Annotated in this window: 22 protein-coding genes; 5 read left to right on the forward strand and 17 right to left on the reverse strand. The window is 64.9% G+C overall.

The window, feature by feature from the left end; all coding sequences use genetic code 11:
* The 6 genes from B8115_RS14790 to gorA form a co-directional block, all read right to left on the reverse strand.
* Nucleotides 1-522 (reverse strand): UUP1 family membrane protein (locus tag B8115_RS14790; protein WP_010628594.1); only part of this gene is annotated, 522 nt, incomplete at its 3' end.
* A gap of 35 nt (nucleotides 523-557) precedes the next feature.
* Entirely contained in the window at nucleotides 558-1415 is an 858-nt protein-coding gene (locus B8115_RS14795) for an ATP-dependent zinc protease (protein ID WP_026038143.1), read from the reverse strand.
* A gap of 335 nt (nucleotides 1416-1750) precedes the next feature.
* Nucleotides 1751-2146 carry an ectoine synthase gene (locus B8115_RS14800; protein ID WP_010628596.1) on the reverse strand — a complete coding sequence of 132 codons (396 nt, stop codon included), beginning with the start codon at nucleotides 2144-2146 and terminating at the stop codon, nucleotides 1751-1753.
* Nucleotides 2147-2231: 85 nt separating this feature from the next.
* Entirely contained in the window at nucleotides 2232-3497 is a 1266-nt protein-coding gene (ectB, locus tag B8115_RS14805) for a diaminobutyrate--2-oxoglutarate transaminase (protein WP_010628597.1), read from the reverse strand.
* 79 nt (nucleotides 3498-3576) lie between these two features.
* On the reverse strand, nucleotides 3577-4155 hold the full coding sequence (ectA, locus tag B8115_RS14810) for a diaminobutyrate acetyltransferase (protein WP_010628598.1): 579 nt from the start codon (nucleotides 4153-4155) through the stop codon (nucleotides 3577-3579).
* A 278-nt stretch (nucleotides 4156-4433) separates the two neighbouring features.
* A complete protein-coding gene (gene gorA, locus B8115_RS14815; RefSeq protein ID WP_010628599.1) occupies nucleotides 4434-5795 on the reverse strand; it encodes a glutathione-disulfide reductase in 1362 nt (453 codons plus the stop codon).
* 207 nt (nucleotides 5796-6002) lie between these two features.
* Here gorA and can point away from each other — a divergent pair, with 207 nt between their 5' ends.
* From can to B8115_RS14830, 3 genes are all read left to right on the forward strand, one after another.
* Nucleotides 6003-6659 (forward strand): carbonate dehydratase, encoded by a 657-nt coding sequence (gene can / locus B8115_RS14820; protein ID WP_010628600.1) that lies wholly within the window; start codon nucleotides 6003-6005, stop codon nucleotides 6657-6659.
* An 83-nt stretch (nucleotides 6660-6742) separates the two neighbouring features.
* Nucleotides 6743-8050: a Xaa-Pro dipeptidase gene (pepQ, locus tag B8115_RS14825; protein WP_010628601.1), complete on the forward strand. Its 1308-nt coding sequence runs from the start codon at nucleotides 6743-6745 to the stop codon at nucleotides 8048-8050.
* Nucleotides 8051-8055: 5 nt separating this feature from the next.
* On the forward strand, nucleotides 8056-9096 hold the full coding sequence (locus tag B8115_RS14830; protein ID WP_010628602.1) for a hydrolase: 1041 nt from the start codon (nucleotides 8056-8058) through the stop codon (nucleotides 9094-9096).
* Here the strand turns inward: B8115_RS14830 and msrA are convergent.
* The 6 genes from msrA to galU all read right to left on the reverse strand — a co-directional run bounded on the left by msrA (nucleotide 9077) and on the right by galU (nucleotide 19170).
* Nucleotides 9077-9691, reverse strand: a complete 615-nt coding sequence (msrA, locus tag B8115_RS14835; protein ID WP_010628603.1) for a peptide-methionine (S)-S-oxide reductase MsrA — start codon at nucleotides 9689-9691, stop codon at nucleotides 9077-9079. The genes B8115_RS14830 and msrA overlap by 20 nt on opposite strands.
* A gap of 33 nt (nucleotides 9692-9724) precedes the next feature.
* Nucleotides 9725-14047: a translocation/assembly module TamB domain-containing protein gene (locus B8115_RS14840; RefSeq protein ID WP_238539227.1), complete on the reverse strand. Its 4323-nt coding sequence runs from the start codon at nucleotides 14045-14047 to the stop codon at nucleotides 9725-9727.
* Nucleotides 14011-15894 carry an autotransporter assembly complex family protein gene (locus B8115_RS14845; RefSeq protein ID WP_141638613.1) on the reverse strand — a complete coding sequence of 628 codons (1884 nt, stop codon included), beginning with the start codon at nucleotides 15892-15894 and terminating at the stop codon, nucleotides 14011-14013. The genes B8115_RS14840 and B8115_RS14845 overlap by 37 nt, the downstream gene beginning before the upstream one ends.
* Nucleotides 15895-15946: 52 nt before the next feature.
* The gene (locus B8115_RS14850) at nucleotides 15947-16885 is read right to left on the reverse strand and encodes a hypothetical protein (RefSeq protein ID WP_010628606.1); all 939 of its coding nucleotides are present in this window, start codon (nucleotides 16883-16885) and stop codon (nucleotides 15947-15949) included.
* A 78-nt stretch (nucleotides 16886-16963) separates the two neighbouring features.
* Complete coding sequence (locus B8115_RS14855; RefSeq protein ID WP_010628607.1) at nucleotides 16964-18274, reverse strand: nucleotide sugar dehydrogenase; 1311 nt, start codon at nucleotides 18272-18274, stop codon at nucleotides 16964-16966.
* A gap of 5 nt (nucleotides 18275-18279) precedes the next feature.
* Nucleotides 18280-19170, reverse strand: a complete 891-nt coding sequence (gene galU, locus B8115_RS14860; protein WP_010628608.1) for a UTP--glucose-1-phosphate uridylyltransferase GalU — start codon at nucleotides 19168-19170, stop codon at nucleotides 18280-18282.
* A 154-nt stretch (nucleotides 19171-19324) separates the two neighbouring features.
* On the opposite strand from galU, the gene ubiG reads away from it, so the two are divergent.
* Together ubiG and B8115_RS14870 are read left to right on the forward strand one after the other, a co-directional pair.
* Nucleotides 19325-20044, forward strand: a complete 720-nt coding sequence (gene ubiG / locus B8115_RS14865) for a bifunctional 2-polyprenyl-6-hydroxyphenol methylase/3-demethylubiquinol 3-O-methyltransferase UbiG (protein WP_010628609.1) — start codon at nucleotides 19325-19327, stop codon at nucleotides 20042-20044.
* Entirely contained in the window at nucleotides 20041-20706 is a 666-nt protein-coding gene (locus B8115_RS14870) for an HAD-IA family hydrolase (protein WP_010628610.1), read from the forward strand. The genes ubiG and B8115_RS14870 overlap by 4 nt, the downstream gene beginning before the upstream one ends.
* Nucleotides 20707-20873: 167 nt before the next feature.
* On the opposite strand, the gene B8115_RS14875 is transcribed toward B8115_RS14870, so the two are convergent.
* From B8115_RS14875 to tolA, 5 genes are all read right to left on the reverse strand, one after another.
* Complete coding sequence (locus B8115_RS14875; RefSeq protein ID WP_010628611.1) at nucleotides 20874-21629, reverse strand: YciK family oxidoreductase; 756 nt, start codon at nucleotides 21627-21629, stop codon at nucleotides 20874-20876.
* Nucleotides 21630-21656: 27 nt separating this feature from the next.
* Nucleotides 21657-22427, reverse strand: a complete 771-nt coding sequence (gene ybgF, locus B8115_RS14880) for a tol-pal system protein YbgF (RefSeq protein ID WP_010628612.1) — start codon at nucleotides 22425-22427, stop codon at nucleotides 21657-21659.
* 36 nt (nucleotides 22428-22463) lie between these two features.
* Nucleotides 22464-23000: a peptidoglycan-associated lipoprotein Pal gene (gene pal / locus B8115_RS14885; protein ID WP_010628613.1), complete on the reverse strand. Its 537-nt coding sequence runs from the start codon at nucleotides 22998-23000 to the stop codon at nucleotides 22464-22466.
* Nucleotides 23001-23037: 37 nt separating this feature from the next.
* Nucleotides 23038-24327 (reverse strand): Tol-Pal system beta propeller repeat protein TolB, encoded by a 1290-nt coding sequence (gene tolB / locus B8115_RS14890; RefSeq protein WP_010628614.1) that lies wholly within the window; start codon nucleotides 24325-24327, stop codon nucleotides 23038-23040.
* Nucleotides 24327-24701 (reverse strand): cell envelope integrity protein TolA (tolA, locus tag B8115_RS14895; protein WP_010628615.1); only part of this gene is annotated, 375 nt, incomplete at its 5' end. The genes tolB and tolA, both read right to left, overlap by 1 nt.

Genomic DNA, 24701 nt, shown 5'->3' on the forward strand with positions numbered 1-24701 from the left:
CTCGCCCTGGCGGTCTTCGCTGAAGTCGCGGATCAGCTCGCGGGTGAAGGTGTAGGGGTCGGCGCTGCGCATCCAGGCCCGCTCGATGACTTGGGCGGCGGCGGTATCGTAGGGCCGCTCCCAGCTGATCTCTCGCAGCGGCGGGCGCACCATCTGCTGCTGACGCCTGTCTTCGGTCACCTGCAAGCGCACGGAGTAATAGAGCTGCTGGCTGCCCGTGGCACTGCGAATCGACCACTGCGCGCGGCGACTGCGCTCATCCTGCAGAAACGAGAGGCCGTAGCCCGGCGAGGCCGTATTCTCGGTCAGAATGCGATAGCCACGCTGGTGCGAAGGCAGCGCCAGATCGACCCGCACGGGATCGCCAAGTGCGGAGAAGTCGACGATGGCCTCGACCTCCCAGATCTGGCGTTGCTCACCGGGCGTCCAGGGCACCTCCATCTGAATGTGCCGATGCAGGCTCGTGCCGATGCCAAGCACCATCAGCAGGCCCACGATGAGGTAGAAGGGCAGTCGTGACATGTAGAATCCTTGCAGGTAGGGCAGTCAGGCCACGATCAGCCTTCTTCTTCGTCCCGGTCGTTGATCTGGTCCTCGGCCGCCTCGGAGGCAGGGCGGCCACCGGGGAATTCGGGACGGGGGTGGAGATAGTTCTCTGCCACGTCGATCAGGGCGATGTCCATGAGGAAACGACGACCGAGCAGCACCGGATAGTTGAGGTGAGTACGGTCACTCAGGGTGAACTCCACGGTTTCGCGGATCGGACCCAGCGTCATCATGAGGCTGACGACCGGGCGCGACTCGCTGCCGGCGGCCTGCATGATGCGTACCCGGCGCTCGACCGGGCGCTCGATCCACTCGTCGCGCACATGCTCGACGACGATATCGTTGTCGGTGAGGCCTAGCTTGAAACGCACCCAATCCTCACCGTCGCGCTCGAAGCGAGTGACGTCCGTCGCACTCAGCGAGGAGGTGTTGGCCCCGGAATCGACCCGGGCGCGCAGATAGGTACCCACCTCCGGCAGCCCGATCCATTCGGCACGACCCACCATCTCCTTGGAGGAGAGCGCTTCGCTCAGCTCGTTGTTGCATTCGGCCGGAACAAGGATCGGCTCGTCGCCGCTACGTTGCTCGAGCCGCTCGATGTCGCCACGCAGGTGGCGCAGCGTGACACCCGCATCGCGCAGTTCGGCAAGCAGCTCGGCCTGGTGGCGCTCATGCTGTGCGAAGTGAGCCTCGGTCTGGTCGCAGCGCAAGGCCATGCGTTCCTCGAGCTGGCCGATACGCGCTTCGAAAAGGTCGGGACTCAGTGTGGGCTCAGGCTCGCCCTGAGGCCCGGAATTGAGGGCGCATCCGCTGATCAACAACGAACTCAGCAACCAGACGGCGGGGGCGGATAGCGTTCTCGGTTGCATGAAAATCGACAGCCTCCATTTGGACAGCGCATTGGGCGCAGCGACAGTGGGCTTGGCACAATCCCGGGTAACACCGGGGTCTGGGGCGCTTGGGCAATCGCGCCGGGCATGACGGGGGATGATAAGGATTTCGAGGTGGGCTTGTCCAACATCGTAACAGATAGCTGATTTAACATAATATACATTATGCGAACTATCGGGATGCAGAATCACTGCGCTCGGGCGATGCCGTCCTTACCTGTCTCTTTCCTTGATACGCCAGACCCCGGTGCCTTGATACGCCAAACCCCGGTCGTTGGCCGGGGTTGCGGTCTGTACCTGAGCCTTTGAGTCTATCAGGCTTCGTCGGGCGGCGCGTAGGAACCGTCCTCGCGATGCACTTCCTTGCCGGTGATCGGCGGCGTGAACACACAGGCCAGATGCATGGTCTTGTGTGCGCGCAGCAGGTGTTCGTCGTGCTGGTCGAGAACGTAGATGTCACCGGGCTTGATCGGCCAGATCTTGCCGTCGGCCAGAGTCTCCACTTCACCTTCGCCTTCGATGCAGTACACCGACTCGTAGTGATGCTTGTAGTGAATGTGAGTCTCGGTGCCTTCGTAGATCCGCGTGATGTGGAACGAGAAGCCGCCACCATCGCTGGCCAGCACCAGACGCGTGCTGTCCCAGGTGCCGCTTTCCGACTTGACCAGGCGGTCGGTCTTACGCGCTTCCTCGAGATTGCGAACGATCATTGCTCTGTCACTCCATACGATCCATGGACTGGCCGGCTGACACCGCAGCCGGCCGGTTTCTGCCCGTTGCTCGGCGAATCGCCGCTCAACCAAAGACTTCCTTTACGCTGGCCTCGAGGATATCCAGCCCCTCGAGCAGATCCTCGTCGGGAATCGTCAGCGGACACAGACACTTGACCACCTCGCCGGCCTGACCACTGGTCTCGATCACCAGCCCCTTCTCGAAGGCCTTGGCGGTGATCTTGTCGGCCAGCTCGCCGTCGCCCACATCGATGCCGCGCATCAGACCACGGCCGCGCTCGCTGGCATTCACACCCTGCTCGCCAATCCAGGCGGCAATCTTCTGGAAGCGGTCCTCGACCACCCTGCCCTTGCGCTGAACGTCACGCTCGAAGGTGTCGTCCTGCCAGTACTTTCGCATGGCCGCCGCGGCCGTGGCAAAAGCCAGGTTGAAGCCGCGGAAGGTGCCGTTGTACTGGCCGGGCTTCCATTTATCGAGTTCCGGCCGCATCAGCACGTGAGCGAACGGCAGGCCGAAGCCGGACAGCGATTTGGAGTTGGTGACGATGTCGGGCGTGATGCCGGCATGCTCGAAGCTGAAGAACTTGCCGGTGCGGCCGCAGCCGGCCTGAATGTCGTCGACGATCAGCAGGATGCCGTGGTCGCGGCAGATCCGCTCCAGACGTTTGAGCCAGTCGAGCCCGGCCACGTTGATACCGCCTTCGCCCTGTACGGTCTCGACGATCACCGCCGCCGGCAGGTCGAGGCCGCTGGAGTTGTCGCCCAGCAGCTTCTCGAAGTAATCGAGCGTGTCAGCATGCTCGCCAAGATAGCCGTCATATGGCATGAAAGCGCTGCCCTGCAGCGGGATGCCACCGGTGGCTTCGCGGAACTTGCGGTTGCCGGTGGTGGCAAGCGCGCCCATGGTCACGCCGTGAAAGCCGTTGGTGAAGGTCACGATGTTGTGCCGGCCCTGGGCTACCCGGGCCAGGCGAATCGCCGCCTCGACGGCGTTGGTGCCGGTCGGGCCCGGCAGATGCACCTTGTAGTCCAGCCCACGCGGCTTGAGGATCACTTCCTCGAGGGTTTCCAGGTAGTCGCGCTTGGCGGCGGTCCAGAAGTCGAGGCCGTGAACGATGCCGTCGCTATCGAGATAGTCCAGCAGCGCCTGCTTCAGGTGCGGGTTGTTATGGCCATAGTTGAGGGTGCCGGCGCCGGCCAGAAAATCGATGTACTCGCGGCCGTCCTCGTCGGTCAGGCGTGCGTTCCTGGCCTTGGTGAAAACCACCGGAAACGAGCGGGAATAGGTGCGCACATTGGATTCGAGACGTTCGAGTGTCTGGGTCTGCATGGTGACCTCCTGTCAGATGATCAGGCGAAAGGCTGCGTGGACGACCGAGCCGCTCGGCCGTCCGGCAATGGGATGGGGATCAGATGCGCCGCGTATCGAAAGGGCCGATACGTACGAGATTCTCGGGGTCGTGCTCACCGCCGAGTTGATCCGTCGAGAAGTATTCACGGCTATTGAGGGGTGCCTGCCAGCGATCGGCAAGGCGGCGGAAAAGCCCCCAGGACGCCTGATTGTCAGGCGTGATGGTGGTTTCCAGATGGTGCACGTCGAGCAATTCGGGGCGGCTCATGACGGCTTCTACCAGGCGCCGGGCCAGGCCGGTACCGCGCGCCTTCTCGCCCACCGCCACCTGCCACAGGAAATAGGTATCCGGCGCGTTGCTCTTCACGTAGCCAGAAACGAAGCCGACGATTTCGCCCTCTTCATTGGTGGCAACGGCACAGGTGTCGCGAAATTGGGTCGCCAGAAGCAGGTAGGCGTAGGCGGAATTGACATCGAGTGGCGGGCAGGACTTGACCAGTTCGTAGATGCCCCAGCCGTCGTCTGGGTTGGGTTTGCGGATGAACAGCGGCGAGGCATCGCTACCGACCACGGCATCGGCCACGCTGGGGCGGGCCAGGTCGGCGGAAGGAGTGAAAGGCTGCGGTGTCATGTTCATGGTCAGGTTTCGCTGTAGCGATGTTGCAGCTAATGATAACAGGGCTTAGCGACAAATCAAAACTAGCGTTATGACTGAGGCACAGTTCAATAACAAAAAATTATCAAGATTTTCCAAGCCGTACGCATCGCCTACAACGCGAAGCCGGCCTGGATAGGATCTATCGCAAGTCTAGTCCAGGATTTCACCGGCGTAGGAAATGAAACGGGCCGCCTGAAAAGGCGGCCCGACGTGAGGCACTGAGTGCTTGCAGAGAACGTGCTCGATTGGCGGCCGCTCTAGCGCCTCGACAGCGTGCGCATGGTGACGAATTCTTCGGCAGCAGTAGGATGAATGCCCACGGTGGCATCGAAGTCCGCCTTGGTGAGCCCCGCCTTCACCGCAATGGCGATGCCCTGAATGAGCTCCCCCGCCTCCTCGCCGACCATATGGGCACCGACCACCACGTCGCTGACATCGTCGACGATCAGCTTCATCAGGCAGCGCTCCTCGCTGCCGGAAAGCGTATGCTTCATCGGCCGGAAATCGGTGCGGTAGACGCGGATCGCGTCATACTCCTTGCGCGCCTGCTCTTCCGACAAGCCAACCGTGCCGATGTTGGGATGACAGAACACCGCCGTGGCGATGTTGCGGTAATCCATGGGCTTGGACGGTGCCTCACCGAAATGCTGGCTGACCAGATGCATGGCTTCCGCCAGCGCCACCGGCGTCAGCTCCGGCCCGCCCGTTACGTCGCCCAGCGCCAGGATGGAGGGTGTGGTGGTTTCGAAGCGGTCGTTCACCTTGACGGTACCGTCGGGGTTGAGGGCGATGTCCAGCGCATCGAGCCCGACCCCCTCGAGATTGGGTTTGCGGCCGGTAGCGGCCAGCACCACATCCACCTCCAGCGACTCACCGTTGGTCAGCGCCACGAGAAGCCCACCCTCTACCTTCTCGATGCTTTCGATATTGGTCTCGAAGTGCAGGTTCACACCCTTGGCGGCCATCTGCTCACGGGTGAATTCACGCACCTCGCGATCGAAGCCGCGCAAGAACAGCTCGCCGCGATAGACCAGGTGCGACTCGCTGCCCAGCCCATTGAAGATGCTGGCAAACTCCACCGCGATGTAGCCGCCGCCCAGCACCAGGAAACGCTGCGGCATGCGCTCCAGATCGAACACTTCGTTGGACGTCACGGCCATTTCGCGACCGGGGAAGTCGGGTACCCAGGGCCAGCCGCCCACGGCCACCAGAATCTTGGCGGCGGTGTAGGCACGGCCATCGACCTCGACGCGGTGAGCATCGACTACCCGCGCCCGGCCGTGAATCAACTCGACCCCGGCGTTGGCCAGCAGACGACCGTAGATCTCGTTGAGGCGCTCGATCTCGCGCACCTTGTTGTCGCGCAGGGTGGCCCAGTCGAAGCGCGGGGCCTGGGGCAGGCTCCAGCCGAACCCTCGGGCGTCTTCGAAGGCGTCGTGAAAATGGGCGGCATAGGAATAGAGTTTCTTGGGCACGCAACCCACGTTCACGCAGGTGCCGCCCAGATAGCGATCTTCGGCAACGGCCACTCTGGCACCGGTTGCCGCTGCGGTGCGGGCGGCACGAACCCCACCGGAGCCGGCGCCAATCACGAACAGGTCATAGTCGAAGTCTGACACGCATTTCTCCTCGTCTAGCCGGGATTGGTGGCATACCCGGTCTGATCGGCAGATCATAACAGTGCAGGTGTAACCCTGTAGAGCGGTGCCCCACGCAGAGCGGTGCCCCATTAGAGTGGTACCTAGGTGCAGCTCCTGGTTGACCGACTCGGGGCATGGCGGTAAAAGGTGCCCTCCCCACTCTCTGACCTTCGGACGGACTCTGCCATGAACCAGGAAATCGACTGCCTGCTGGAAAACAACCGGCGCTGGGCAGAGCGGATGTGTCAGGAAGATGCGGACTATTTCACCCGCCTTTCCCGCCAGCAAAACCCCGACTATCTTTGGATCGGCTGCTCCGACAGCCGGGTGCCGGCCAATCAGATCGTCTCGCTGCCACCGGGTGAAGTCTTCGTCCACCGCAACGTCGCCAACCTGCTGCATCACAACGACATGAACGCCCTTTCCGTGGTGCAGTATGCCGTCGATGTCCTCAAGGTCAGACACATCATGGTGGTCGGTCACTACGGCTGCGGCGGCGTGCGAGCGGCAGTGACGGGCGGCGATTGCGGCATGGTGGATTACTGGCTGCATTCGGTGCGCGAGCTCTACAGCCAGCATCGCCCTTCGCTCGAGGATTTACCGCTGGACCAGCAGGTCGACCGGCTTTGCGAGCTCAACGTGCAGGCACAGGTCAACAACCTGTGTCGCACCAAGATCGTTCAGCTCGCCTGGCAGCGCGGCCAAGAACTTTCCGTTCACGGCTGGATCTACGGCCTGGGCGATGGTCGCATCGCCGATCTCGGCTGTACCGTGGAAGGACTGGATCAGGTGGCCACGCTTTATCGCATCGACCGGCTTCAGGCAGCGTCCGACAGTTGCTAGGCTCTGGCTGAAGCTGACCGGCTCGAAACCGCCCATACCAGGCCTTACACTTGAATCGAAGCCACCAACTGCCGGAACCTGACATGCCCGACGCTCTTGCCCCGCTTCAGAACAGACACCTCGAGGCCCTGGAACGGCGCTACGCCGAGGTGTTGGGCGCCCTGGGGTATGACGGCGTATTGATCTACAGCGGCCACCCTGCCCTGCACTTCGGCGACGACCAGCACGCTAGCTTCTGCAGCTACGGCCATTTCCAGCACTGGACCGGTCAGGCCGGCCTGACTCATAGCTGGCTGCTGGTGAGGCCGGGCCAGCGCACGACCTGCTTCGTGCATGCGCCAGACGACTTCTGGCATCTGCCGCCAAGCCTGCCCGACGAGGGCTGGACCGAATACCTCGAGGTGATCAGCGGTCGCTTCGAGACACCGCCGGCAGTGAAGGCGAGCCGCCTTGCCGTGATCGGCGACATCGATGACGACACGGCTCGCGCCCTTGGCGCCGAGCGCAATCCCCCTGCCCTGCTGATCGCCCTGGATGAGGGCCGGGTATGCAAGAGCGAGTACGAGATCGCCTGCCTGAGCGAGGCCAACCGGATGGCACTGCGCGGACATCAGGCTGCCAAGCAGGCATTTCTGGCCGGCGAGAGCGAACTCGACATTCAGCTGGCCTATCTCAAGGCATCGCGACAGCGTGAAAGCGACGTGCCCTACGGCAACATCATCGGTCTCGGCGCCCATGGCGCGGTGCTGCACTATCAGCATTACGCCAATGAAGCGCCGGTGTCGCGCCATAGCCTGCTGGTGGATGCCGGGCACCGTTTCCGCGGCTACTGCGCCGACATCACACGCAGTTGGCCGGGGCCGGACGCCGCCCCCACCTTCGCCGCGCTGATAACGCGCATGCACGACATCAAGCAGCAACTGGTTGCCGCCCTGGCGCCCGGTGTCGAGTTCGTCGCGCTGCACGAGCGTATGCATCACTTGCTGGGGGAACTGCTGGTCGAGAGCGAACTGGTCAGCGCCTCCGCCGAGGCCGCGCTCGAAAGCGGTATCACCCGCGCCTTCTGCCCTCATGGCCTGGGCCATCTGCTGGGCGTGCAGGTACACGACGTGGCCGGACGCATGAGCCGTGAAGGCACGCCTCTGCCACCTCCGCCCGAGCATCAGGCGCTGCGCCTGACCCGGGAACTGGAAGCGGGAATGGCGGTCACCATAGAACCCGGGCTCTACTTCATTCCCATGCTGCTCGGACCGCTGGAGGCAGGCCCCGCGGGTAGCGCCGTGAACTGGCCGCTGGTCGAACGCCTGATGCCTCATGGCGGTATTCGCATCGAAGACAACGTGGCCATCGCCACGAACTCGGTACGCAATCTGACCTTGGAACACGAGTGAGCGACATGCGTGAACGGCAGCAAGAGGCCGACTTTGCTCCGCCGCGCGGATTCAGCAATCCGCACGTTCAGACGCTGCTGCCCCGCTTTCTGCCCCGCCCCCGACTCGCCCGTGACGTCGAGTTATTCGAACTCCCCGACGGCGACTTCGTCGAACTCAACTGGATCCGGCCGATCCCCACCAGCAGCACGGCGCCGATCCTGGTGCTGTTTCACGGTCTGGAGGGCTCGTTTCACTCCCCCTATTCCCGCTGGCTGCTCGCCACGGCCAGCCGCATGGGCTGGCGCACGGTACTTATGCATTTCCGCGGCTGCGGCAGTCAACCGAACCGCCTGCCGCGTGCCTACCACAGCGGCGACACCGCCGATGCCTATTGGTTGATCGCCGAACTTTCGCGACGCTACCCCGGCGCCTTGAAGGTGGCCGTCGGAGTATCACTGGGCGGCAACATGCTGCTCAAGCTAGTGGCGGAACAGGGTGGCAGCGGCCTCGATCTGGCCGGCGCCATCGTGATAAGCGCCCCGCTCGACCTTGCCGCCAGCGCCGATACCCTGCACCAGGGCTTTTCCCGGGTATACGAACGCCATCTACTCAGGGCCCTCAAACGCAAGGTGGCGCCACGGCTGGTGCGCGGCGAGCTGCCGCTGTCGCTGAACGGCGAGGCGCTGCAGCGAATCGACAGCCTGCGTGGATACGACGATGCCGTGACCGCCCCGCTACACGGCTTTCAGGGCGCCGACGATTATTATCGGCGCGCCTCGGCCGGAAGGCTGCTCGGCGACATCGAGCTGCCGACCCTGATCCTGCACGCCGATGACGATCCCTTCATGCCAGCCGGACTGTTCCAGCGCCTACCACAGCCTTCCGCTGCGGTGCATCTGGAAATCACCCACCATGGCGGGCACGTCGGCTTCATGGAATGGCGCCACAAGCGTCTCTCGCCATGGCTGGCCCGACGCCTCGCCCGCGAGCTGGAAGGCTGGGCCAGTCTCGGCGACTCGTGGCGCTCGATCGCCGACCACCGGCTCAGTCGATCGGACAGCTGACTCCGGTTCCCTTCAGCCCGCAGTAGCCGCCCGGGTTCTTGTGCAGATACTGCTGATGGTACTCCTCGGCCGGATAGAAGACATCGAGGGATGCGATCTCGGTGGTGATCTGGCCGCGCCCTGCCTGAGCCAGCGAATACTGATAGACGTCCCGGCTGCGCTTGGCGGCTGCCAGTTGGGCATCGCTGGTGGCGTAGATCGCCGAGCGGTACTGGCTGCCAATGTCGTTGCCCTGGCGCATGCCCTGGGTCGGATCATGGGCTTCCCAGAACACCTTCAGCAGCGTTTCGACGTCTACCTGGCGAGGGTCGAACACCACCCTCACCACCTCGGCGTGGCCGGTCCTGCCGGAGCAGGTCTCCTCATAGGTGGGGTTGGGCGTCACGCCGCCGGCATACCCCACCGCCGTTACATACACCCCCGGGTGCTGCCAGAACAGACGCTCGGCGCCCCAGAAGCAGCCAAGCCCAACAACCAGATGCTCGTGGCCCTCGGGAAACGGCGGCAGCATCGAGCGGCCGCTGACGGCATGCACGCCGGATATCCGAAGCGGCGTGTCGCGCCCCGGCAGGGCATGAGTCGGATCGATGTTCATGACGTTATCCTCGCAGCAACACGTTGAAGGCGCTCACTGAGCGGGCTCGAGCCGTGGCGGCCGACCGGGCCGGGAGAAGATGTAAACCAGATCGACGGCCTGGGCGGCTCCGGAAACGGCCTGCACGTAGAGATTGCGCCACAGGGTATAGCGCAGCGTAAGCTCCGCGATCGGCGAGAAGATACCGACACCATAGCTGACGCGCAGATCTTCTGTCAGGTAGCCGCTCACGACCACCTGACTGTCGTCGCCGACGCCGGTCGTCTCCAGCGCCAGATCGTCGATGCCGAACGCCTGGCCGATGGCACCGACCACCCCGCCGGTCTGCCCCAATGCCAGGCCCACCAGGGCCGAGGTCAGCGCGCCGTCCGCGTCGCCGTCCCGTGGTGCCCGGCCGCGCAGCAGGTACGACAGTGCCCGCGCTTCGTCCATGGCCGGCTCGGAGAAAATCGCCAGGGTTGGCTCGGCAGCGAAGCCGGTAACGCGCAGCCCAGCAATGACGCCATCCTCGGTGATGTCGGGATTGCGTATGGCTTCGAAGTCGAGCAGCGGCTGATCCGGTGGTCCGCTGAACAGCAGCTGCCCCTGCCGAATCAGCAGATCCTGGCCGAAGGCGCGGAAACGACCGTCAACGAGGTTGACCTCGCCGAACAGCTGCACCGGGCCATCCTGCTGGCGCACTTGCAGGGTGCCGGCCAGGCCAGTTTCCAGGCCCGACGCGGCAAGCATCATGTCCGGTCCCAGATGTAGCTCGATACGCACGTCCAGTTCCATCCCCGCCTCGCGCAGCGCCACGGCGGCGGCTTCGTCACCGCCGGCGGTCGGTTCCAGCTCCTCACGCCGCTGGGCTCGGGCCTCATCGCGCCGGGTGATGATGATCTCGTCTGGACTGGGACTGACTGCCGCCGGCGGCGCCTCGCCGATCTCCAGTCGTGCCCAAGGCACCTGAACGTCGCCCCGCACGCGCAGTGCCTGCGGGGTAATCCTGACGGCGATCTGAGGGGAGACTCGCAGGCGGCCGAACTGCGGCATGCTCACCAGCAGCGGCCGCCGTGTACCGTCAAGGTCCATGGCGATGCGCCACTCGTCGAGCGAGGGCCAACTGGCGTTGCCGTCGATCACCAGGCGCCCGTCGTCGCTGGCGACATAGCCCATCAGGCGTGCACTGTCGCCGTTGAATTCAATGCGAATGCGGCCATCCTCCACGATCAGCGGCACATCCAGCCCCGAAGCGCGCAACCCGGTCAGTTCCAGCGCACCATCCAGGCTGGGGTTGTCACGGTTTCCGGAGATTCCGACCCGGCCGGCCAGGGCACCTTCCAGCATGTCGAGCCCGGCTGCCAGAGTCTGGTAGCGGGACAGATCGAGAGCATCGACGACGAGACTACCGTCAAGCTCTCCGCTGCCCAGCGGGTCGTTCAGATCGAGATTCAGGGCCAGCCGCCCGGCATCGCCAAGGCCCAGGTCGAGAGCCAGCGCCATACGCGCCTGGTTGGCATCCAACTGCACGTCGAGGCGAGTCGCGGGCATCGCCCAGGGCTGCCCATAGATATCCACCCCTTCCAGGTCGAGCTGGCTGGCCAGATTCGCCTCGGCGCTCCACTGCCGACCGCCCTGTCGCCAACCGGCCTGCAGCTGTAGGTCGGTCTCGCCGCTGGCTCGCCAGTCCTCCGGTAGCCACTCGTTGAACATGCTCATGGGCAGCCCGCGCACGGCCAGACTCGCCTGGCCCTGATCGGCGCCGGCCTGCAGCGTCTCTTCCAGGCACAGGTGTCCGCCCTGCTCCCGGCGCAGACAGAACGGCTGCACCTGGGCCCGGCCCGTCGCCAGATCGAAAGTGAACGTCACGGGGTCATCGAGGCGCATTTCGCCGTAATCGGTATCGACCTCCAGCGGATCGATGCGACCGCTGTAGCGCTGACGCTCGGTGGAGAGCCCACCCTCGAGCGCGAAGGACGCACGCGACAGCGGCATGCCCCGCCCGGCAAGCGCCGTCAGTTCGGCCCGATGGGATGACAACCGACCGGATAGGGCCAGCGACACCTCGCTGAAACGCTGGCCCCCGGCGCTGAGCCGCTCGATGGCGAGATTGCCATCGAGGGCCGGATCGTCCAGTCCCTGAACGCTGGCGGTGAGCTGCAGCGCCTCGAGGCGGTTCTCGGCAAACGCCAGGGTCTGGCCTTGCAGGTCGAGCTGCAAGCGTGGGTTCTCCGGTGTACCGGCGGTGCGGAAGCGACCGCTCAGGCTTCCGCTGAGGTCGTCGTGCAGGCTGCCGAGCTCGGTCAGCGAGATCTCGCCGCTGAGGTCCATGCGCTGCTCGGTAATGGCGCCGGCAGCGGTGATGCGGTTCTGCCCCTGGCGGAAATCGAACTCCTGTACCTGCCAGCGCATGTCACTGTCACCGGCCAGGCGTGCCCGCAGCGACAGCGGCAGCTCCTGCAGCTGACCGTCGATGGCCAGCCGCGGCACCCGCAGCTGCCAGCCTGCTTCGACCTGATTGAAAGCGAGGTCTATATTCCCGCTGAGGCGCCCCTGCATGGCATCGGTGAACTGGCCGGGGTCGAGATTGTCGAGGCGCACGGTGGCATCGAGCGCCAGGCCGTCATGCCATTCGAGGCGCCCACGGCTGACCACCGAGGCATTGCCGAGGCTCAGGGAGAGTGGGGTCCAGGCAAAGTGCTCCAGGTCGCCGCTACCGGTAAGGGCAATCCGGGTCAGCGGCACCTCCGGCCCCTCGACCCGGGCCGAGAGTGCCGCGCTGTACTGGTCGAGAGTGCCCGACAGACGCAAATCGAGGTCCTCGATCACATAGGGGTCGTCGAGCGCGTCATCCTCTTCGGCGAAGGCGGCCGCCATCGGCAGCGGCCACTGCAGGAACTCGCTGCGCAGCCTGGCGGAGAAAGGCACCTCAGGATCGAGCACATCGGCCTGGGCGGTCAGTCGCGTGCCCACCGGGCCGCGTGCCACGAGCTCGGCGTCCAGCTCGGCCAGCGTGCCGTCGAGCCTGAGGTCGAGCCGCTGCCCGGCAAGTTCGGGCATCAGCTCCGGCAGCCACAGCGCGGCCTCCAGCCGCGCCTGGAGCGGGTAATCGTCACGCAATTCGATGCGGGCGCCGAGCCTGACGTCGGCGTCCAGGCTGGCGGCTTCCAGAGCGACGATCTCGACCACGTGGCCGCTGGCCTCGAAGGCCAGGGTGAGATGACGCAGGTCATAATCGAGCGGCCCCCGCACCTCGACGTCGTCGAGATGAATGCGCGGCGCCGCTATCGTCAAGGGCAGGACGATTTCCGGCAGTGCGATGCGCTCGCGCTGCGCCAGTGGCTCGTCGGGCTCACCGGCCTCGATCGGCAGCGGTGCCCGAGCAGCGGCCTCGGCGGCGGCCAGTGCCTGAGCGCTCAGCACCGGCGTGCCTGCCGGCGCCTCCAGCGCCAGTTGCTCGGCCCCGCCCGATGGCAGACTGACCTGTAGCCGCTCGAGCCGTGTGGGCAGCAGCGTCAGCCGTTCGCCCTCGGCCTCGATCCCGGTATGCAGTCTGTTCCAGGCAACCTGGGTGCCGTCGCCCAGCCGCAGCACGACATCTTCGATGACCAGCTCGGGGGCCGTGATGTCGAGCGGGAAGTGGAACGGCGCCGGCGCGGTGGCCGCCGGCAGCTCATCGGGAACATCCGCTGCCGGCGGAGCGGCCCCCTCGCCCGCCCTCTCCTCCACGGCTTCGGCATCGGCATCGGCATCGGCATCGGCATCGGCGGGCAGCGTCACGTTCAGGCCTTCGGCTCGTGAAGCACCGAGCTGCAGTCCTGAATTCTCGGCCATGGCGGTGGTATCCAACTGAGCGAGTTCGACCTGCGTGCCGTCGGCCAGACTCACCCGGGTATCCACCAGCACCAGTTCGCGCACCTCCATGGGGAACGGCAAACGGATCGGATCGCTCGCCTCGGCCTCGTCCTGGGCCGCTGCTGCGGGCGCTTCGTCAGCGGCCTGTCCCGGCTGCAGCCGTACCCGCCCCCCCTGCATGGCCAAGCGTTCGATACACAGACGCCCCCGCAGCAGGCAGTCATCCGCCCAAACGAGTTCGAGCCGTTCGGCGGCGATGTCGGCAGGACCCGCCTCGATCTGGAACCCATGCAGCACGAGTCGATCCAGCGGCGCCCCTTCGATACGCTCCAACTGATAGAAACCACGCTTGGCCCCTTCTTCGAGCAGCAAGCCGGCCCCCCAGGGTGACAGTGCCAGGCCCAGCACGAGGAAGAGCATGCCGATGGCCACCAGCGGCAGCACGATCAGTAAACGGAGCAGCGACCACAGCAGCAGGCGCATTCTCAGAATTCCGGGCCGATGGCGAAGTGCAGACGCCACGAGTTCTCCTCGTCATCGAAGGGGTGAGCGATATCGAAACGCACCGGCCCGACGGGGGATATCCATCTGACGCCGAGGCCGGCACCGGTATTGAGGGTTTCCGGCCACCAGTCGTCGAAGGCATCGCCGCTGTCGACGAAGGCGGCGCCCCACCAGTTGCCGGAGACACGCCGCTGAAGCTCGGCGCTGCCGACCAGCATCTGCTGCCCGCCGCGCAACAGACCTTCTTCGTTACGTGGCGCCAGAGTCTCGAAGCCGTAGCCCCTTACCGAACGGTCGCCGCCGGCAAAGAAGCGCAGCGAGGGCGGCACCTGGGAGAAGTCATCGGTTTCGATGGCTCCGACCCCCAGCCGGGTGACGAAACGCAGGTCGTCGCCCAGCATGCGGATCCATTCGGTGTTGCCGGTCATGCGCAGAAAGTCGGCATCGGAGCCCCACACGCTGTCCGAATACTCGAAGGTAATGCGCTGGCGATCGCCCCAGGTGGGAAAACGGGGGTCGCGGGTGCGCGTACGCGACCAGCTCACCCCGGGGTAGTAGATGAAAACACTTTCGGCTTCACCCCCCTGGGTGAAGTCCTCGTAGGTAGCGCGCACGAACAGGGTCTGTACCCAGCGGTTGTCGAACTCCCAGCGGCGTGCCGCTTCGATGGTGGCTTCGTTGGTACGCGTGTCCTGATTGTCGCGATGGCGCAGGCCGTACTGGAAGCGATACTGATCGCGCAGCGGGTCGTCGAGCGGCAGCAGATAGGTACCGGTGAATTGTTGCTCCGGCTGCGAGACGAACAGATCGTGTTCGAGGCTGTGCCCAAAGCGGTTGATCCAAGGCTGATTCCAGCCGAAATTCATGCGTGGCCCCACGTCGGTGGCATAGCCGATGCCGGTTTCGAACTGGTGACGATCGGCCGGGGCCAGGGATACGTCGATCGGCATGCTGGGCTGCTCCGGCGCGTGCACCCGTGCAACGGCAGCCAGCGCCGAGGCGGAGAGCCGGGGGCCGGTCGCCAGGGCGGTGCGCGTCGAAGGCACCTGTGGCAATGCGGCCTCGCCCTCGGTCGCCACCGCGTTCCACCACCCTACGGTTGGCGGGGCCAGGGCAAGCTCACGGCGGGCATCGAGCCTTGGCCGTACGCTGACTGAGCTGAACCAGTTGGTCTGCCCGAGCCGCTGGGCATAGAGCGCCACCTGACCGGCAAGATAGGGCTGGCCGGGTTCGAAGGGCGCGATGTTGCGCAAGCGATCTTCGACGATATGGTGGCCGCGTATGGTGATATTACCGAAGGTGTAGCGTCGCCCGCTGTCGAGAGTGAGGTAGAGCCTGGCGCTCTCGTCGAAGGGGCGCACTTCCATGCGTCGGTCGGTGAAAGACCAGTCGAAATAGCCCCGTTCCAGGGCGAGGTTGGCCAACCGATTGCGCATGCGATCCCAGGGCGCATGCTCCAGGGGATCTCCCACCTGGAGAGGCAAGTCATCCACGGTGTCACGAAAAGGCCCGTCGCGGGCAGCGTCGCCCTCGATGCGCACCTCGAGCACCTGCACGACGACCTGCGGGCCGGGATCGATGGCCAGTTCGACGTAACGCGGCGGCTCCTGCTGATCGAGCCGGGGGCTGATACGCGGCTCGTAGTAGCCGTAGACGCGCATGGCCTCGCGAGCACGACGCACCACCACGCCTTCGAGGCGACGGCGGTCGTACTGGGCGGCCTCCAGTTCGCTGAGATAGTGACGAATGTTCTCCGCAACCGGGTCCGTCACCCCGTCGACTCGTGCCTCGAGTGCCAGCGCTCCATGCGCCATGCCAAGACACAGGGCCGCCGCCCCCATGCGTGAAATCACGCCTCTTCCCATATTCACGGCTTCCCGTCTTGACTGCTGCCGGCCTGCCCTGGCCCCGGCTATCCTACCGCAGGGCCTCCAGCCCAGCGCTCAGCGACAGCTGCTCCTGGCGCAGCTCGCGCAGTTCCGCATCGATGCCTGCCAGCCTGGCGCGCAGCTCATCGACGACCTGAGAGGTTTCGTCGGCTTCAGCGACAGTCTCGATGTCGCCGGCCAGCGTCTCGAGCCGCTCCTCCAGCGCTGCTTCGCGAGCCTGGAAGGTTTCATCCAAGGCAGCAAGCTGCTGCTCGATGAGCTGCTGGACATGCTCGTCCAGGGCTTCGAGCCGCTCATCGAGCGATGCTCTCATGCTCTGCTGCTCTTCTGCCAGCGCTTCTTGGGCGCTTTGCAGCTCCTCGACATGTTGTACAACACTTTCATCATCTTCGGCCAGTGCATCGATTCTCGCCGCCAGGACCTCGCGCCCCTCTTCGCCTGCCCGCTCGAGCGCATTCAGCGATGAGCGTACCGCACCCAGCAACGCCTCGCGGTCTTCGGCCTCGGTGACTATTCGCTCGACGTTTCCGGAAAGATCATCGACCAGCAGAGCAATGTCGTCGATACGTTCATCGATGGCTTCGAATCGCGAACCGTCCCGCTCACCGACCTGCTGTACGTCGACTTCCAGACTGGCCATCCGTGCCACCAGGGATTCGGCATGATCCATGACCGCCGAGAGGCGCGACTCGAGGCGCTCGAAACGCTCGCCGCGGCCCTCCTCGGCATCGAAGCGGGCATGGACATTGGACATCTCGGCAGTGATCTGGAGCACCTGCGCATTCATTCGCTCACGCTCCTGCCACCCCAGCCAGCTCACCCCAACCAGCATGACCAGCAACAGCAGCACGGCCAATTTCAGCGGCCACAGGCGGGGCTGGGGCGTCATAGGGCGGCGCGGCCTTGTCAGGCTGGTATCAGGATCGGGCACGATGGGACGTCGCTCGGAAGGACGCGCTTCGGGCATGTCGAACTCCTTGTTGGCAGGTGCGGCAGGCGCCTCACCATTGTAAGCAGGTTGCACGCCTGCGCGCACACTGCCACCTCAACGCGTCGAGCTCTCTCCGGGTTCGGCACGCCGACCGATACCACGGTAGGCCAACCCCCAACTGGCGACGTGGGTGGGATCGTAGATATTACGGCCATCCAGCAGCAGCTTCTCATGCAGCAGCTTGGCCAGCCGAGACCAGTCGGGATTCCAGTAGTGCTTCCACTCGGTGACCAGCATCAGCGCATCGGCATTTTCACAGGCGGCATAGGGATCGCCGTCGAACAAGCTGAGCAACGGGTGGTCCCCCACTTCGGCGCGCAGCGCCGGAACGGCTGCAGGGTCGTGAAGCTGCACCCGCACTCCCTGAGCCCAGAGTGCCCGAAGCAGCGTCAACACCGGTGCATGATCGATACGCGCCGAGCCGGGCTTGAAGGCGGCGCCCCAGATCGCCACGGTGCGTCCTTCGAGCTGACCGTGGAAATGGGTCCAGAGCTTGCGGAACAGGGTCTCCTTCTTCTGCTCGTTGATGTCCAGCACCTGTTCGAGCAGCGCGGATTGACGCCCGCTGGCCTCCTGTACGTCGGCCAGTCGCATCAGATCGCGGGAAAAGTGCGGACCGCCGAAACCGCAGCCCGGGTAGAGGTACTCATAGCCGATGCGGGAATCGGCCCCCATCCCCTGGCGCACGTACTCCACGTCGACGCCCAGGCTGTCGGCAAGACCGGCAATCTCGTTCATGTAGCTGATACGTGTCGCCAGCATGCCGATGGTGGCCAGCTTGGTCAGCTCCGCGGCGCGGCGCGGCATGAGCTGCATCACGTCACGCCGCCGGTTGAAGGCTCGCAACAGCTCGCGTACCTGCGCCTCGGCATGCTCGTCGTCACAGCCCAGCAGCCAGCGGCCAGGACGGGTGAAACTGGCCCAGGAGCGCCCTTCCTCGATCATGTCGACCAGGGCGACGGCGCGCCGACCGTTGCCGCCGAGACGCGCCTCGAGGCGTTCGGTCTCGCCCACCGGAAAGGTGGAGTTGTTGACCAGGATGAGCGCTCCCTGCTGCCGTCCGGCGACCTCAGCCACCAGCTCGTCGGCTTCCTCGCGCTGCTCCGGCGAGAGCGCGAGCCAGAGAATGTCGATGGCCTCGCCCGAAGCCGCGCCTTCACCATTGGCCAGGCTCAAGGTGCCCTGCTCCAACCCCTCTTCGAGACGCTCGAGCAAGTCGGGCTCACGACGCAGCCAGTCGGCGGCCTGCAGCGCCGGCCAGCGCATCGAGGCATGCGGCACCCAGCGGACCTGGTGGCCGACCCAGGAGAGCGCAGCGGCGGCCGTAGCCGCCGCCAGTTCGCTGCCATGTATCTGTACGCGCATGACACTTACCCCGCTTGGCTATAGCGAGCGAGCAGTTCGCGGAATCCCTCGCCAAAACGGGGGTGGCGCCGGGCATAGACCAGGGTGGCCTCGAGATAGCCGAGCTGATGCCCGCAGTCGTAGGTCTTGCCGCACATGCGCCAGGCATCGACGCCGTCGCGCTGGCGCAGCGTCTCGATGGCGTCGGTGAGCTGGATTTCGTCGCCGGCCCCGGGCGGCGTCTCGGCCAGCAGCGCAAAGATGCTGCCCGGCAGCACGTAACGCCCAATCACGGCCAGATTGGATGGAGCATCCTCCCGGGCCGGCTTCTCGATCACCCCGGCCAGCGGACAGGAGTTGCCGGCAGCGGGCGGCTCGCCCTCAGGGCTCACGATGCCGTACTTGTGCACGCTATCCCAGGACACCTCCTCCACCATCAGCTGCGAGCGCCCGGTCGTCTCGTAGGCATCCAGCATGCCGGCGAGATCGTTGCGCTCTAGCCCTTCGTCGTCCACCAGCACGTCCGGCAGCAGCACCGCAAACGGCTCGTCGTCGCCGATCACCGGTCGCGCACAGAGCACGGCATGACCGAGCCCCAGCGGCTCGTGCTGCCGTACGCTGATGATGTTGACGTCGGCGGGTACGATGGAGCGCAGCTCATCGAGCAGCTCCTGCTTGTTCTTGGCCTCGAGAGTGGCTTCCAGTTCGAAATGGGTGTCGAAGTGGTTCTCGATGGCGCTCTTGCTGGCGTGGGTCACCAGCACGATGTCGCGAATACCGGCCTTGACCGCCTCGTCGACCACATACTGGATCACGGGACGATCGACGATGGTGATCATCTCCTTGGGAATCGCCTTCGAAGCCGGCAGACAGCGGGTGCCGAAACCGGCAACGGGGAGTACGGCCTTGCGGATCATGGTGCCTTCCTTGTCGGTTGGTGGAAAAGAACTTCCCGGGCCTGTCCTAGATTCCGTCATGGGAAAGCCCGGGCAGCTACGGGTACAATAGCGCATGATACCGAAGGTAAAGAATGTTGCCAGGGTGCCAGCCCAATTGACACGGAGAGATCACATGAGCGCAAGTTTCCACCACAACGTCGACCAGGGCGAGATCGCCAAGTTCGAGGCTCTGGCCAGCCGCTGGTGGGATCCGCAGAGCGAGTTCAAACCGCTGCATGACATCAATCCGCTGCGTCTGGACTTCATCGATGCCCGCTGCGGCCTGGCCGGGCGCAAGGTGCTGGACGTCGGCTGCGGGGGCGGCATACTCGCCGAGGCCATGGCCCATCGCGGCGCCAAGGTCACCGGTATCGACATGGGCGAGGCGCCCCTCGCCGTGGCACGCCTGCATGCTCAGGAGAGCGGCGTCGATGTCGAGTATCGCCAGGCCAGCGCCGAGGCCATGGCCGCCGAACAGCCCGGCGAATACGACGTGGTGACCTGCCTCGAAATGCTCGAGCACGTGCCCGATCCGGGTTCGGTCATTCGCGCCTGCACCTCGCTGGTCAAACCGGGCGGGCAAGTGTTCTTCTCGACCATCAACCGCAACCCCAAGGCCTACGCCCTGGCCATCGTCGGGGCCGAATACCTGTTGCAGATGCTGCCTCGTGGCACCCACGAGTATCGCAAGTTCATTCGCCCTGCCGAGCTTGCCGGCTGGTGCCGCGAGCACGGCCTCAGCGTCCGCGAGCAGAGCGGCCTGGTCTACAATCCGCTGACGCGGCGCTATCGCCTCTCCAGCAACGACGTCTCGGTCAACTACCTGATGCACTGCCAGCGGGAGCAGGCATGAACGCGTCGCCTCCCGCAGCATTGCTGTTCGATCTCGACGGTACCCTTGTCGACACCGCCCCCGATCTGGCACGCGCCACGAACGCCCTGCGGGCTCATCACGGCATGGAGCCGCTGCCCTACCCGGTGATTCGGGCCCAGGTGTCGAATGGCGGCAGCGCCCTGGTCGCCCTGGCGCTGGGTCTGGACAAGACGCATCACGGCCATGACGAAGCGCGCCAGTTCCTGCTTGATGCCTATGGCCGGGCGGTAGCCGACGAGAGCTGCCTGTTCCCCCACCTCGACCGGTTGCTGACCAGGTGGGAAGCGCAGCATCGCCCCTGGGGCATCGTCACCAACAAACCGCGCGCCTACGCCGCACCGCTGATCGAAAGCCTGGGACTGACCCCGGGCGCCCTGCTCTGCGCCGACGACCTGCCGCAGCGCAAGCCCGCGCCGGAGCCGCTGTGGGTGGCAGCGGAACGGCTGGACGTCTCTCCCGCCCGCTGCTGGTACATCGGCGACCACCTGCGCGACATGCAGGCCGCCCGCGCCGCCGGCATGGTCGCCGTCGCCGTGGGTTACGGTTACATCGAGGAGGGAGAGGATTACCGGCAGTGGCCGGCCGATCTCTGGTTCGAGACCTGCGAAGCGCTGGTGGAAGCCCTGCTACAGCCCGTCTGAGAAGCCCCAGACAGGCTGCAGTCAAACCAGAGACCGCTAAGCTAGCGCAAATAGGCGAGCGGGATGAAGCGCCAGGCGCCCGAGGCACAGCAATCCGAGCGTATGGGGTTATACGTGAGGAATGCGAGCATTCGGGCAACGCAGCGATTCGCCCGCGCAGCCATTTGTTATTTAGGCTGGGCGTCGAAGCGCTGGCCGTTTACCCCCTTGCTATCCGGCCCCATCAGCCACAGATAGGTCGGCATGATCTCTTCCGGCGTACGTAACGTCTGCGGGTCTTCGCCCGGATAGGCGTTGGCGCGCATCTTGGTGCGGGTTGCCCCTGGGTTCAGGGTGTTGACCCGGATCGTGCCCAGGTGCTCGACTTCCTCCGCCAGCACCTCCATGAAGCCCTCGGTGGCGAACTTGGAGACGGCATAGGCGCCCCAGTAGGCACGCCCCTTACGTCCCACGCTCGACGAGGTAAACACCACGGAAGCATCGGCTGAAGACTTCAGCAGCGGCAGCAGAGCCTGGGTCATCCACACCGGGCCGTTGATGTTGATCTGCATGACCTGATCCCACAGCTCGGGGTTGTACTGCTCGAACGGGGTGATGCGACCGAGCAGGCCCGCGTTGTGCAGAATGCCATCGAGCCGGCCGAACTCCTTGTCCAGCGTCTCGGCCATGTCGTGGTAGTCCTTCAGCGTGGCGCCTTCGAGATTGAGCGGAAAGATGGCCGGCTGAGGCCCGCCGGCGGTCTCGATCTCGTCGTAGACCTTTTCCAACTTGGCGATGGTGCGTCCCAGCAATACCACCGTGGCACCGTGACGGGCATAGGCCAGCGCAGCGGCGCGACCGATGCCGTCACCGGCCCCCGTCACCAGGACGATGCGATCGCGAAGCAGATCGGCGGGCGCCTCGTAGTCGAACTTGCAGGTCATCTTCACTCCTTTGGCAGGGCCAGTGCGTTACAGCGACTGGCGCAGGAAATCGTTGGCGAGGCCAGCGGCACTACTGTCAGGATAGTCGTCACGCACCCGTTCGAGCAGGCCACGGCTCTCCTCGAGCTCGCCCTGACGTGCCTTGATCAGGCCCAGCTTGTACAGAGCATCCGGCACCTTGCTGCTTTGCGGATAGTCGTCGATGACCGTGCGGAATGCCGTCTCCGCCTGATCCAGGTTGGCCTCCGCCGAATGCAGCTCGCCCAGCCAGTAGTAGCCGTTGGCCGTGAGCGTGGTGTCGGGGTGGTCGACGACGAAGGCATCGAAGGCCTGGATGGCCTCGCCGAACTGGCGCGACTGAACCTTGGCGAAAGCGGCCTGATAGGCAGCCTGCGCATCGGCGCTGGTGCCGCTGGGAGACGGCGTCTGCGCTACCTGGCGAGCCGCGTCCTGATCGACCTCGGGACTGGTCTGAATACCGGCGCTGCCGGCGGTGATCCGCTCGTCGAGGTCCATGTACTGCTGGCGGGTCTGGTTGCGCAGCTGCTCGAGCTGGTGACGCAGCTCCTCGATCTGACCGCGCAGTTGCTGCATCTCGCGTTGATGGTCCTGCAACTGATTGTAGAGCACCAGGCTGCCACCGGGCTCTTCACGCACTTCGGCCTGCTCCATGAACCCGCGGGGCTGAGCGGTGCGGTCTTCCACGATCGGGCGCTGCTGCGCTTCGACAAGGCTCATCACGGACAGCGGGAGCACCAGGGCTCCCGCGCCGCACAGCCTTTTCAGACTGTGTCTCATGCTTTACTCCCTCGGCGCTTATCGGCGCCTGTTCGCTCAGTAGGCAAAGACCACGCGACGATTCTGGGCATGTGCATCTTCGCCGTTGCCACGCACCGCCAGACGCTCTTCACCGTAGCTGACCACCTGGAGCTGGGACGGAGAGACGCCCTGCACCTCGAGGAAGCGCTTCACCGAGTTGGCACGACGCTCACCCAGCGCCATGTTGTACTCGCGGGTGCCGCGTTCGTCGGTGTGGCCTTGCAGCACGACGCGGGCATTGCCGTTGGAGCGCAGGTAGCGGGCATGCGCGACCAGGACCGATTCGAATTCCGAACGGATGGTGTCACGGTCGAAGTCGAAATAGATGGTGCGAACGTCGGGGATACGACCGTCGGCCTGCTGGCCGGCACGATCGCCGCTGACACCGGTACCGCTGACCTGTCCAGCGCCGGCAGTTCCCGTGCCGACGCCACCATCGGCGCGTGTGCCATCCATGGACCCGTCACGGCTGCCACCGGTGCTGGAACAGCCGGCAATCAGGGCAAGAGACAGGGCAATTGCCAGAGTTCTGGCATGTGACTTGAATTGCATCGTCAAACTCCTCAAAGGACTCGAATGACACGTACCACTAGTTCAAGAACGGTGACCATGCGGGTTCTCGCACGTCACCACGCGCCGAAGGCAACCGGTAGGACGCCCGTCCATCGGCCGAAACGGCCCCCAACACCCCGCTGTTACCTTGCTGGGTGGCGAAGATTACCATGGTCCCGTTGGGCGCAACACTAGGCGACTCATCCGAACGGGTCTCACTGATCACGACAAGACGGCCGGAACCGAGATCCTGGCGCGCAACCTGGAAACCGTTGTTGCTGCGGTGGATCAAGAACAGCGCCTCCCCATCCGGCGACAGACGCCCACGGGCGTTGTAGTTACCGGTGAAGGTCAAGCGCTCGGTCTGGCCGCTGCCGAAGCTGTAGCGGTAGATCTGCGGGCCGCCGCTGCGGTCCGAGGTGAAGATCAGGCTGCGACCGTCCGGCGCCCAGGCCGGCTCGGTGTCGATGCTCGAGTTGTTGGTGATGCGCTCGAGATTGCGCGATCCCACGTCCATGATGTAGATGTCCGGCTGACCGTCCTTGGACAGGGTCATGGCCAGACGACGACCGTCCGGCGACCAGGCCGGTGCGCCGTTGATGCCATCGAACGACGCCACCTGGGCGCGCTGCCCGGTGCCCACATCCTGCACGTAGATCGCCGGGCGCTCGGTCTCGAAGGAGACATAGGCCAGCTTGCGTCCATCCGGCGACCAGACCGGTGACAGGATCGGCTCACGCGAGTTCAGCACCTGCTGGCTGTTGTGTCCGTCGGCATCGGCCACGTAGAGACCGAACTGCATGTTCTGATCGACGCCCTGGGCCGTGACGTAGGCAATGCGGGTCGAGAAGGCACCACGAATGCCGGTGATGGCCTCGAAGATCTGATCGCTCACGTAGTGCGCACCGCTGCGCAGCTCGTTGCTGCCGGCGCTGACGCTTTCGCCGAGCATGCGGCGCTGGCCGCTGACGTCCATCAGCTCGTAGCGAATGCGATAGCCGTCAGCCCCACGGCTGACCTGACCCACTACCAGATAGCGCACGTCCAGCGCGCGCCACTGGCCGTAGCGCACCTCGTCGCCGGAAGAGGGACGATCGTACATGGCATTGCGCGGCAGCGGCGCGAAATAGCCGCTGCGCTCCAGATTGTCACTGATGATCTGGGCCACATCCTCGGGCAGGCTTTCGCCGTCGGCGGAGAACGGCACTATGGCAATGGGGGTGGCCCGGTCACTGCCGCGTGTGATCTCGATGGTGAGATTGGCCTGGGCAAGCGAGCTGAACAGCAACAGCATGGCGCTCAACCAGATGGTCATCAGGGCTTTCATCAGCGTACATCTCCCGGTGTGAAACGCAGATTGAACTGGCGGAAGTCACGTTGTGCCGCCGGCGGCAATTGGCGCAGTTCGCCAAAGGGTGCGGCGGCTTCCACAGCCTGTAGGGCGGAACGATCGAAACTGCTATCTCCGCTACTTTGAGTAATGGTAGCGCCAAAAAGCTCCCCCGAGGGACCCAACTGGACCTGAACCGTGGCCGCAAGCCCACCGCCGGCTCCAGGGGGAATCACCCATGCCTGTTCCACGGCGCGGCGCACCAGATTGATGAAGCTATTGGCAGCTTCCTGCGCCTGCCGGGCGTTGGCTACGGCATCCGACTCACCCTCGATGGCGCGATCGAGCCCCTGACTGGCGGCTTCGGCCGC

The sequence above is a fragment of the Halomonas sp. KM-1 genome (assembly GCF_000246875.1).
GTDB lineage: Bacteria > Pseudomonadota > Gammaproteobacteria > Pseudomonadales > Halomonadaceae > Halomonas > Halomonas aerodenitrificans.

Excerpts from the sequence above, each read along its gene's own strand:
- ectA (WP_010628598.1), bottom strand. The coding sequence starts at position 4,155 with ATGAACATGACACCGCAGCCTTTCACTCCTTCCGCCGACCTGGCCCGC.
- tolB (WP_010628614.1), bottom strand. The coding sequence starts at position 24,327 with ATGAAAGCCCTGATGACCATCTGGTTGAGCGCCATGCTGTTGCTGTTC.
- B8115_RS14830 (WP_010628602.1), top strand. The coding sequence starts at position 8,056 with ATGCGTGAACGGCAGCAAGAGGCCGACTTTGCTCCGCCGCGCGGATTC.
- ubiG (WP_010628609.1), top strand. The coding sequence starts at position 19,325 with ATGAGCGCAAGTTTCCACCACAACGTCGACCAGGGCGAGATCGCCAAG.
- B8115_RS14870 (WP_010628610.1), top strand. The coding sequence starts at position 20,041 with ATGAACGCGTCGCCTCCCGCAGCATTGCTGTTCGATCTCGACGGTACC.
- B8115_RS14795 (WP_026038143.1), bottom strand. The coding sequence starts at position 1,415 with ATGCAACCGAGAACGCTATCCGCCCCCGCCGTCTGGTTGCTGAGTTCG.
- B8115_RS14800 (WP_010628596.1), bottom strand. The coding sequence starts at position 2,146 with ATGATCGTTCGCAATCTCGAGGAAGCGCGTAAGACCGACCGCCTGGTC.
- galU (WP_010628608.1), bottom strand. The coding sequence starts at position 19,170 with ATGATCCGCAAGGCCGTACTCCCCGTTGCCGGTTTCGGCACCCGCTGT.
- pepQ (WP_010628601.1), top strand. The coding sequence starts at position 6,743 with ATGCCCGACGCTCTTGCCCCGCTTCAGAACAGACACCTCGAGGCCCTG.
- B8115_RS14875 (WP_010628611.1), bottom strand. The coding sequence starts at position 21,629 with ATGACCTGCAAGTTCGACTACGAGGCGCCCGCCGATCTGCTTCGCGAT.
- pal (WP_010628613.1), bottom strand. The coding sequence starts at position 23,000 with ATGCAATTCAAGTCACATGCCAGAACTCTGGCAATTGCCCTGTCTCTT.
- B8115_RS14855 (WP_010628607.1), bottom strand. The coding sequence starts at position 18,274 with ATGCGCGTACAGATACATGGCAGCGAACTGGCGGCGGCTACGGCCGCC.
- B8115_RS14850 (WP_010628606.1), bottom strand. The coding sequence starts at position 16,885 with ATGCCCGAAGCGCGTCCTTCCGAGCGACGTCCCATCGTGCCCGATCCT.
- B8115_RS14845 (WP_141638613.1), bottom strand. The coding sequence starts at position 15,894 with ATGGGAAGAGGCGTGATTTCACGCATGGGGGCGGCGGCCCTGTGTCTT.
- ectB (WP_010628597.1), bottom strand. The coding sequence starts at position 3,497 with ATGCAGACCCAGACACTCGAACGTCTCGAATCCAATGTGCGCACCTAT.
- can (WP_010628600.1), top strand. The coding sequence starts at position 6,003 with ATGAACCAGGAAATCGACTGCCTGCTGGAAAACAACCGGCGCTGGGCA.
- msrA (WP_010628603.1), bottom strand. The coding sequence starts at position 9,691 with ATGAACATCGATCCGACTCATGCCCTGCCGGGGCGCGACACGCCGCTT.
- ybgF (WP_010628612.1), bottom strand. The coding sequence starts at position 22,427 with ATGAGACACAGTCTGAAAAGGCTGTGCGGCGCGGGAGCCCTGGTGCTC.